The sequence below is a fragment of the Armatimonadota bacterium genome (assembly GCA_035527535.1).
GTDB lineage: Bacteria > Armatimonadota > Hebobacteria.
In genome coordinates, this window is record DATLAK010000188.1 from 21681 (window position 1) to 31273 (window position 9593).

A 9593-nucleotide genomic window follows, 5' to 3' on the forward strand; every position below is an offset into this window, starting at 1 on the left:
GCCGCAAGAGGTCACATTTGCGGCCGTGTCGAAAAACCTACACGCGGCCCGCGAGCAGGCTGCTCGAGCTCGGAACCCGAGCCCCGAGCCGGGCCCGCCCCGCGACAACTCCAGACCAAGTAAGGCAGCGATGCCAAGAATCGTAGCCGCGGCCGCGCCCGCGGACAGCGCAGCTGCGGTTGAAGAAGAACTACAAGGGAGAAACGCAATCATGCCGGAGTCGGTAGTGTCGGAAACGTCCAACCCTCCCCAGCTCGTCATGCGGTGGGAGAAGAAACTGGAGTTGTTGCACAGCGTGCCGGTGCCTTACCCCAGCGCCGAGGCGCCGGACAGCGTGATCGCTATCGCCTCCCAGGCGGGAGCGGTGATTCGCGTGGACGGCGCCGGCCGAGAGATCTTCCGCCATGACCTCGGGGATCGAGTTTCGGCGGCCCCCGCGGTCGTTGACCTCGATGGCGATGGCGCGCCCGAGATCGTGGCGGGCCGAGTGGACGGCCTGGTGGTGGCCCTGACCGCGGACGGGAAAGAACTCTGGCGCCACCGCCTGGGGGAGCTGTTGGATGAATTCAAGTGCGTGGTGGCGGCCCCCGTCACCTCGGACGGCAGGCCCAGCCTGCTGCTGGCCGACGACGGCGGCTGGGTCAACTGCCTGGACGCCGCCGGGCGCCTGCGCTGGCGGTTCAAGATTGACTCGTACGCGGCCGCGCCGCCGGCGGTGGGGGACCTCGACGGAGACGGATCGCCGGAGATCGTCTATGGCACCGAGGATCACCGCGTGGTCTGCATATCGGCCGATGGTCGGCTGCGCTGGGTGTTTGAGGAGCCGGCGAACTTCGGTCGCTCGCTGGCGCTGATCGCCGATCTTGGCTCTGGGCCGGAGGTGCTGATCACCAACAGCTCGTCCGCTCTTTCCGGCCATCTCTTCTGCCTCAACGGCGCCACCGGCCGCCCGCGCTGGACCGCGGAGCTCACCCAGCAGGCCTACGCGGCGCTGGTGGTCGCCGACGTCAACCGTGACGGACGCCCCGAGATCATCGCCGCCGACAAGGGCAACACCGTCTTCTGCTTCGACGGCGAGGGTCGGCGCCTATGGGCGACCGCCGTCGGCGGTCGCGCCGTTTTCTGGAGCCCCGCCGTCGCCGATGTGGACGGCGACGGCGAGTTGGAGATCGTTGTCGGCACAAGCCATACCGGGGTGGAGGGGCACAACTTCTACGTGCTCACCACGCAGGGCCGCGTCAAGGGCGAATACACTCTGGGGAACTGCCAGGAGACGGCTCCGGTAGTGGGTGACATTGACGGCGACGGCGTGCTGGAGGTCGTGACCTCCTCGCCGAATTCCGACCTCCTGCGCTGCTTCACCTTCGGCGGCCCGGCGCGGGCGGGGGCCGTCGTTTCGGCCTGTCTGCGCGGGGCTTCGACCCTGGGGGGGTCGGCGCTGCCGCCGTCCCCGGTACAGCCGGCGCCTGCGATCGCGGCGCCCGCGGGGAAGCTGGTGGAGCCGTTGGAGGCGCCCCGCCTCGGCACCAACGCCCTGTCGCTGCGATTGCCGAAATCGGCGCCGGAGCGGGCGCTGATCGAGGTCAGCCGCCGCTGGGGCGGGCAGCGCAGCACGCGGGTTCATGACCTGCGCGATGACGGCGCGGTGTCCGTGGAGCTCATGCCCGGCGACCAGGAGGTCGAGATCACGCTCATTGACGGCGCCACCGGCGAGCGCGTATGCGCCGAGGAGATGAAGTTCACCGGCGTCGGCGCGCCGGCGGCGGGCGAGGAGCGCGGGGGGGAGGCCTACTGCGAGTCGCCGCAGCGCCGGCGGGAGCGCCTGCTGGCGCTGGCGGAAGCGGTCACGCGGGAGGCCCCTGAGGCTGCGGCCGCGCGCCAACTGGTGGCAGCCGCCGATGCCTTCCATGAGAGCGTCCGCATCCGCTCCGATTTCCATCGTTTCAAGGTCGCCCTTGGCGCCGCCGGCTGGTCGGGGTCCTTCGCCGCGTGGCAGGATGACAACCCCTGGGACAACGTGCAGCCGCTGGGGGCGCTGCCGGCCCAGGCAGCGCCGCAGCCGACGATCGAGGTGTGGGCGCTGGGCAACGAGCACGAGCATGCGGCCTTGAACCTGGTCGCGCTGGAGGGCAGGCCCTTGACCATTCACGCGGCGGTCAAGGGCCTGGAGGGCCGGCTCGAGCTGCTGCGCCCGGTGTGGATGCCGACCAAGTACGGCGACGGGCGCATCCCCGACATGCTGCTCAAGTCGGCGTCCGCCGCCGTGGTGGACCTGACGCCGGGCGAACCGTGCCAGCTATGGCTTCATTTCGCCACCCGGGGCCTGGAGGCCGGGGTGCACGAAGCCGTCATCACCCTCACCAGCCTGGAGAAGGTTCCCTCCAGCCTCGCGATCAAGGTGCGCCTGGAGGTATCGCCGGTGACGCTGCCCGACCAGCCGCGCATGCGCGTGTGCAACTGGCGGCGCGTCGCCCCCGACGGAAGCGGGGGGCTGGACGACCGCGTGTGGTCGGACTTGAGGGAGCACGGGGTCACGGTGGTGATGGTCCAGTCGTGCCCGAGGCGGAAGGCCGACGAGCAGGGCAACCTGGTTGGGGATCCCGACTGGTCGCGGTTCGATGACTCCATGCGGCGGCTGGTGGGTGGCGGCGCGCTGGTGCTTTTCAACAGCCTTGGCGCGAGCGGGCCGCCCAAGGCGGTGCAGGCGGCGGCCGTGAGCCTGGACGCTCACCTGCACTCGATCGGCATCGGCAACGAGAGCTGGGCCTACTACCCGGTGGACGAGCCGTGCCTGTTCGGCGACGAATCGGTCGAGCTCTTCATGCGGGCGGTGCGCCCGATCAAGGAGGTTGCGCCCAACATCCGCATATACGCCAACCCCTCGGGGGCGGTGAGGGCCGAGTACCTGGAGCGCATGAACCCCTACACCGACATCTGGTGCCCCGAGCTTCACATCGTCAAGCAGGGGTCGCCCGATCTGATGCGCATCATGCGCGAGGGCGGACGGCAGGTATGGACCTACCAGGCGCCCGGGGACGTGCGGTTCTTGACGCCGCTGGGCTTCTACCGGGCGCAGCATTGGGTGGCGGTGCGCCACGGGCTCGATGGCAGCGGCTGGTGGGTCTATGCCTACCACAACCTGTGGGGGGTGGGCGCCCAGGAGCCGATGTACGGCGTGGTGCAGATCGAGCCCGACCAGACGCTCACCACCACCCGCCGCTGGGAGGCGTCGCGGGACGGCATCGAGGACACCACCCTGGTGCACCTGTTGGACGACGCCATCGGCGCCGCCGCGGCCCGGGGCGCCGATGTGAGCGCCGCCCGCGCGCTGCGCCAGGAAGCCCTGGACGCGGTCGCCGCCTACCAGGATGCGGTGGATGTCTTCACCCTGCGGTTCGGCGAATACGAGATGGATTTCGGGGTGGTGCAGCGCTACCGGCGGCTGCTGGCCGAGGCGATAGTGGAGTTGGGGTCGTAACAACATGTGGTGGGGCGGGCGTCCTCGCCTGCCAACTCGCATAGTCTCGCACCCGGTAACACAGACGCGGGCCGCAGCCTGTGCGCCGCGGCGGTCTCGCCGGCAGTGGGGTTGCTCGCTTCGAACCGGATGCCGAGTTCGGCCCGGAACCCGGCGACGACGGCGTCGCGCACGCGGCCGAAGGACGGTTCGCCGCCCATGACCGATGCCAGGTCGGTGGCGCGGCGGGCTTCCCTCGCGGCCGCGGCGCCGAAGAGCCTTTGCTTGAGGTCCTGCGGTTCACCCGCTGCGGCCGGCGCGGGCACGGACAACCTCAGCGGCAGGCAGTTCTGTTGCAGCAGCACCCCGCCGCGGCGGGCCTGGGCGCTGCCGACGAGCTTGCGCCCCGCCGCCTGCAGGTCGCATCCCGCCGGGTCGCCGAAGCACAGCAGCGCGGCTTGAGGCGAGGAGGCGCGCGTCTCGCACAGGTCGGCCTCCACCCCGAGTGCGCGCAGTCCGGCGGCGATGGCGCGCGCGAGGATGCGATACGATTCCATGACCGACCCCAGCCCCGCGGCGGGCGCGATGATGCTGAAGGTGACCTCGCGGTCGTGCAGGATGGCCTTGCCGCCGGTGGGCCGGCGCACCGCGGGGACGCCCAGCTCCCGGCAGCGCCGCAGCAGATCCTGCGGCGGGCGCTGCATGCGCCCGAACGACAGCGTCGGGGCCTCCCAGGAGTAGAATCGCAGAATCGGAGCCGGGCCTGTGCGCTCCGGACCCGCCGCGAGCGCCTCCAACAGCGCGCGGTCAAGCGCCATGTTCCAGTCCCCAGGCCCGGGGCCGGAGTCCACCAACCGCCAGCGCGGGGTCATGTGCGGCCCCCGTCGTCCGGGGACGACTCGACGGTTGCCAGGCGCGCAATCGCCTCCTCCGCGCCGGCGACGGCTTCGGCTCCCGCCGCCAGCAGTTCGCGCTGCAGCTCGACGCCGCGGCCGCCGGTGAAGTCGCGCTCCTCGATGGGCGGGGTGTTGATGACGATCACGCGCGTGCCCCCGCGCGCGGCGGTCAGCGCCGCCTCCAGGTTGGCGAGGTTGCCCGCGCCCACGGGGACCGCGGCGACGACCACCGCCTGCGCCTCGGCGATGAGGCGCAGGTTCTCCCGGCGCGCGTCCTCGGAAATGGGAGAAAAAGGCGCCTCCTCCGCCCGCGGCAGTGCCAGGCGCTCGGCGGTCTGCTGGTCCGAGTCCTCGACATTGAGCACCCCTGCCGAGACGCGGTATCCGCGCGCGGTCAGGTGCTCCATCAGCCCCGCGCCGGTGCCCGCGCCGCAGATAACATGCACTGCCACGCCCTCACGGGCGGCGGCCGTCGGCAGCCGCGACAGCAGGGTGAAGTAGGGCCGCCCGGTCACCGGATGGCGCTTGACGGCGACCTCGGCGCCATAGGCTTGGCGCACGTGGCGGGCGGTAATGACCTCCTGCGGCGCCCCCTGCGCGACCAGCCGCCCCTGGTGCAGCAGCAGCATGCGCTCGCAATACTGGGCGGCGAGGTTGAGGTCGTGCATCACCACCACCACTGCCACGCGCTGCTCGCGGTTGAGGGTGCGCGCCAGGTCGAGCACCTCGATCTGGTGGTTGATGTCGAGATGAGCAGTGGGCTCGTCGAGGATGAGCAACTCCGGCTCCTGGGCCAGGGCGCGGGCGATGGCGACGCGCTGGCGCTCGCCGCCGGAGGTGGCCCTCACCGGGCGCGTGGCGAGGTGGGTGATGCCGGTGAGGCGCAAGGCGCGTTCGGCCGCAGCGTAGTCGCACGGCCGCTCGAGGGTGAAACGCCCGAGGTGGGGCGAACGCCCCATGAGCACCACCTCGAGCACGGAGAAGTCGAAATGGTAGGCCGCATCCTGGGGCACCACCGCGATGCGCCGCGCCGCCTGCCCGGCACGCAGGTGATAGAGGTTGCGGTTGTCCAGCAGCACCTGGCCGGCGACCGGGCGCAGCACCCGGCTCATCACCCGCACCACCGTGGACTTGCCCGAACCGTTGGCGCCCACCAGGCCGATAAACTCGCCGGCGCCGACGGCGCACGTGACATCGGTGATGACCGGCTCCCCGTCGTAGCGCGCGCTGACTGCTCGCAGCTCCAGGCGCATGATCCACCTAGCCCCTGCGGCGCGCGGGGGCGGCGCCTGCCAGCGCGGCGCGCAGCGCCTCTTCGGCCTCGCCGCTGGCGAAGGCGACCACCTTGTCGCGGGGCCGCAGTTCGGTGTCGCCGTGAGGGAACAGGAGGCGGCCGCCGCGCTCGACCGAGACGATGACCGACTCCCCCGGCAGGTGGAGGTCAGCGAGGATCTTGCCCACGGCGGGCGCGGTCGGAGTCAGGCGCAGCTCGACGAAGCGCGCGCGGGGAGACTCGACGCGGGTGCGCTCGACGCGGGCGCGCAGCGCCGACTGATCGGCGGTCGCCTGCCCGTAGATGCGGATGATGTCGCGGCGGCGCAGCAGGCCCAGCGCCCGATCGGGGCGGAGCCGGTCCACCACCGGGAGCTGGCCGATGTCGAGCGAGGCGAAGCGCTCGATCGCCACGCTCAGGGGATCATCGGGGAAGACGGTGACGGGGGCGGGGGTAGCGATATCGCCGACCGTGGCCTCCGGCCCCGATTCCGCCTGCGTGACGTCGGCGACGCTGACGATGCCGGTGAGCCGGCCCCCGTCGTTGACCACCGGCACGCCGTGCTCGCCGCTGGCCTCGAGCCGGGAGACGAGCTCCTGCACCGAGGCGGACTCGAGTATCGGCGCGACATCGGCGACCATCGCTGCCGACACCAGGATGCGCTCCAGCGGGTTGCCGGTGACGCGACCCCTGAGGTTCACCCCGCGGCGGGTAAGCTTGAAGGTGTAGATGGATTCGCGGCTGAGGGCTTCCGCGACCAGGGTGCTGACGACGACCGCGATCATCAGCGGCAGGATGATGCGGTAGTCGCGCGTCATCTCGAACACGATCAGCACCGAGGTGATGGGGGCGTGCGCCGCCCCCGCGAACACCGCCGCCATGCCCACCAGGGCATAGGCCCCCGACTCGGCGGTGATGCCGGGCAGCCAGCGATGCACCAGCCCGCCGAAGGCGCTGCCGGTCATGGCGCCCATGAACAGCGACGGCGCGAACACGCCGCCCGAACCGCCGGAGCCGATGCTCAAGGAGGTGGCGATGATCTTGGCTATCACCAGCGCCGCGGCCACTCCCAGCGTCAGCTTATGCACGAGCGCGGCGTCAATCGTCTCGTAGCCGACGCCGAAAACCTGCCCGTACCACACGCCGATCGCGCCCACCAGCAAGCCGCCGACCGCGGGCTTGAGATACTCCGGGAAGCGCCACTTGTCGGCGGCGTCCTCGACCCCGTAGAGCGCGCGCACGAACAAGAGCGCCACCACCGCTGCTATCAGGCCCAGGCCGAAGTAGAACGGCAGCTCCCAGGCGCTGACGAGCGTGTACTGGGGGCTGCGAAAGGACGGGTAGTTGCCGAGCATGCTCTGCGCCACCACCGCCGCCGCCACCGACGCCAGCACCACCAGGCCGAAGTAGCGCGCGGTGAACTCGCGCAGGATGACCTCGAGGGCGAAAAAGACGCCGGCGATGGGGGCGTTGAAGGTGGCCGAGATGCCGCCGGCGGCGCCGCACGCCACCAGCAGGCGCATGCGCTGGGCGGGCAGGGAAAGCGCCTGCCCGAGGGTGGAGCCGAGCGCCGACCCGATCTGCACGATGGGCCCCTCGCGTCCCGCGGAACCGCCGGAGCCGATGCAGATGGAGGAGGCCAATGCTTTGACCGCCACCACCCGCGGTCGGATGCGCCCGCCGCGCAGGCTCACCGCCTCCATCACCTCGGGCACGCCGTGCCCCTTCGCCTCGCGCGCCAGGTAGTAGGTCAGCAGCCCGACGAAGACCCCGCCCGCCGCCGGCAGCACCACCACCTTGTACCGCCCCAGCACCGGCTCAACGACGCTCCCCAAGCCGCCGAAGAACAGCGCGTTGATGGCCGCGATCAGCCACCGGAACCCGACCGCACCCAGGCCCGCGCCCATGCCCACCACCAACGCAAGCGCAATCGGCCCCGTGGTCGCGGATTCGTGGAAGAACCGCACCGCCCGCAGGTGCGCCGGTTCGCGCCGGGATGTGGAGGTTGGGGTGTCCATCGGTCACCCACTAGGATACATCAGAATCGGTTCGCGATCAAATGCGGCGATGCGTGGAGTGCGACTGCGAAAACTTGGGATCACCCTGGGCGCGGAGGTAGGGGCAAGGCATGCCTTGCCCCTACGGCTGGTTTCGCGCGATTGAAATCGCGCGCCCAAGGAATCCTTCGAAACGTGGTTGACGGAGCACTACTGCTCGGTCAATCTTCATTTGATGGATACGGCATACCCCGTAGGGCAGGAGCTTGCCTCCTCCCCCGGAGCGCGGGAAACGGGCAGAAGACGAGCTGCTGCCCTACGAGAAGAGCCCTCATTACAGTATTGACGGAGCACTACCCTCGATCGCAATGAGACTGCCGCGGGCTGGTGCAGGGGCGCCCCGGAGCGCATGCGAACAGCAACCGGCGACGGTCGTGTCATTCAGAGCCCCGACCTGTCGGGGCGAAGAATCTCGCTCCCGGCATGCGCAGCGGCGAAGGAACAACCGTCTTGCGCGACCATTACGACCCGTTTCTTCGTGAGATTACCCCGCCCTGCGGAGTCGGGTGCTCGGAATGACTCCGCACGGTCCTCATGCGCGCCACCAGCAGCCACACCTCGATGTTGCCGCCGCTGCCGGTGTAGGGCGAACGCGCCTCGCCGATGATGGTGAGCTCCGCCGGGCAAGCCGCGCGCGCTGCCGCCAGCGCCTCCGGCACCAGCTCCGCCGGCAGCACGCCGCGTAACCCCTCTCCCTTTGAGGGAGAGGGCGGCGCCGACTGGTCGGGGCCGGGTGAGGGTAGGTCGGCGTGACCAATTACCCTCTCCTTGATCCTCTCCCTAGAAGGGAGAGGAGTTGAATGCGCGCCTATCCCCAGTTCGTACTGCGGCTTCACCAGCGACAGCGCCCAGCCGCCCGGATTGAGCAGCCGCGCGATCGCCGGCAGCGCCCGCGCCTGCCGGGTCCACCCCAGGTCGCTGACGACGAGCTCGAGCGGCTCGGGGCAATCCCAGTGCAGGACATTGGTCCTCTCGTGCACCACCACGCGCGGATCGTTGCGTAGCTTCCATTCCAGCACGCCGTAGCCGGTATCAACCGCGTGGACTCGCGCCGCCCCGCCTTGCAGCAGACAATCCGTGAACCCGCCGACGTGGCATCCCAGATCGGCGGCAACCAGCCCGCGAACCTCCCGGCCGAAGTGGTCGAGCGCAAAACGCAGCTTCAGCCCCCCCTTGCCAACGTAAGGGCAGTCCTGGGGGCGATTGGATCTTGAACGTTTCATGGCAACCATTATCCGCAGATTACACGGATTTCGCAGATCGGGATAGCGCACATGAAGCTGAAGTTCACGGGCGAGGGCGCCCATGCTCCCACATATCGTCGCCCAGCCGCGGCGGGGCCACGCCGACCGGGCACGCGCGCAGGCACTCTTCGCAGCCGATCCATCCCATCGGCGAGATCTGGCGCGTGCCGCGGCACTTCTCGCGGTCAATGCCGTTCTCGGACAGCGCACCCTTCGGGCAAACCTGCAGGCAGCGGCTGCACTCACTGCACGGCGAATACTCGATCGGCGAGTCGGGGGCAAGCGGAGCATCGGTCGCCACGGCGCCGAGCCAAATCCAAGGCCCCCAGTCGCGATGAATGAGCAGTTGGCTCTTCCCGAACGCGCCCAGCCCAGCAAGCGCGCCAGCCTTCTTGAAGGAGACATCGTGACGGGGCTCGTCAACGCCGTAACGTTGGTTGCGCAGGATTGCCGCGTGGTAGCCGGCCCGGCGCACGGTTGCCACCACGCGCCAGCAAGCATCCCGCAGCAAGGCATTGGAGACGGACGCGGCGATGCGGGAATCCTCGTATGCGCCACTCGCGTGGAATCGGACCAATTGTATCGGGTCAACGATGTGCTGCGCCAACACGATAACCGATTGCACCGGCCCGAACTGCCGCCCGAGGTCGCCCAGCTCCTCGGCGG

General features: G+C 70.1%; 6 protein-coding genes. 1 reads left to right on the forward strand and 5 read right to left on the reverse strand.

What is annotated here, in order from left to right:
- The first annotated feature begins 211 nt into the window (after nt 1-211).
- Nucleotides 212-3478 (forward strand): FG-GAP-like repeat-containing protein, encoded by a 3267-nt coding sequence (locus VM221_14105; protein HUT75955.1) that lies wholly within the window; start codon nt 212-214, stop codon nt 3476-3478.
- Here VM221_14105 and VM221_14110 read toward each other — a convergent pair.
- The 5 genes from VM221_14110 to VM221_14130 form a co-directional block, all read right to left on the reverse strand.
- Nucleotides 3433-4275: a hypothetical protein gene (locus VM221_14110; protein ID HUT75956.1), complete on the reverse strand. Its 843-nt coding sequence runs from the start codon at nt 4273-4275 to the stop codon at nt 3433-3435. The two genes, VM221_14105 and VM221_14110, sit on opposite strands and share 46 nt — an antisense overlap.
- A gap of 50 nt (nt 4276-4325) precedes the next feature.
- On the reverse strand, nt 4326-5606 hold the full coding sequence (locus VM221_14115) for an ABC transporter ATP-binding protein (GenBank protein HUT75957.1): 1281 nt from the start codon (nt 5604-5606) through the stop codon (nt 4326-4328).
- A 7-nt stretch (nt 5607-5613) separates the two neighbouring features.
- A complete protein-coding gene (locus tag VM221_14120; GenBank protein HUT75958.1) occupies nt 5614-7644 on the reverse strand; it encodes a chloride channel protein in 2031 nt (676 codons plus the stop codon).
- A 500-nt stretch (nt 7645-8144) separates the two neighbouring features.
- A complete protein-coding gene (locus VM221_14125; GenBank protein ID HUT75959.1) occupies nt 8145-8906 on the reverse strand; it encodes an SAM-dependent methyltransferase in 762 nt (253 codons plus the stop codon).
- A 64-nt stretch (nt 8907-8970) separates the two neighbouring features.
- On the reverse strand, nt 8971-9593 hold a 623-nt coding region (locus VM221_14130), incomplete at its 5' end, for a 4Fe-4S dicluster domain-containing protein (protein HUT75960.1).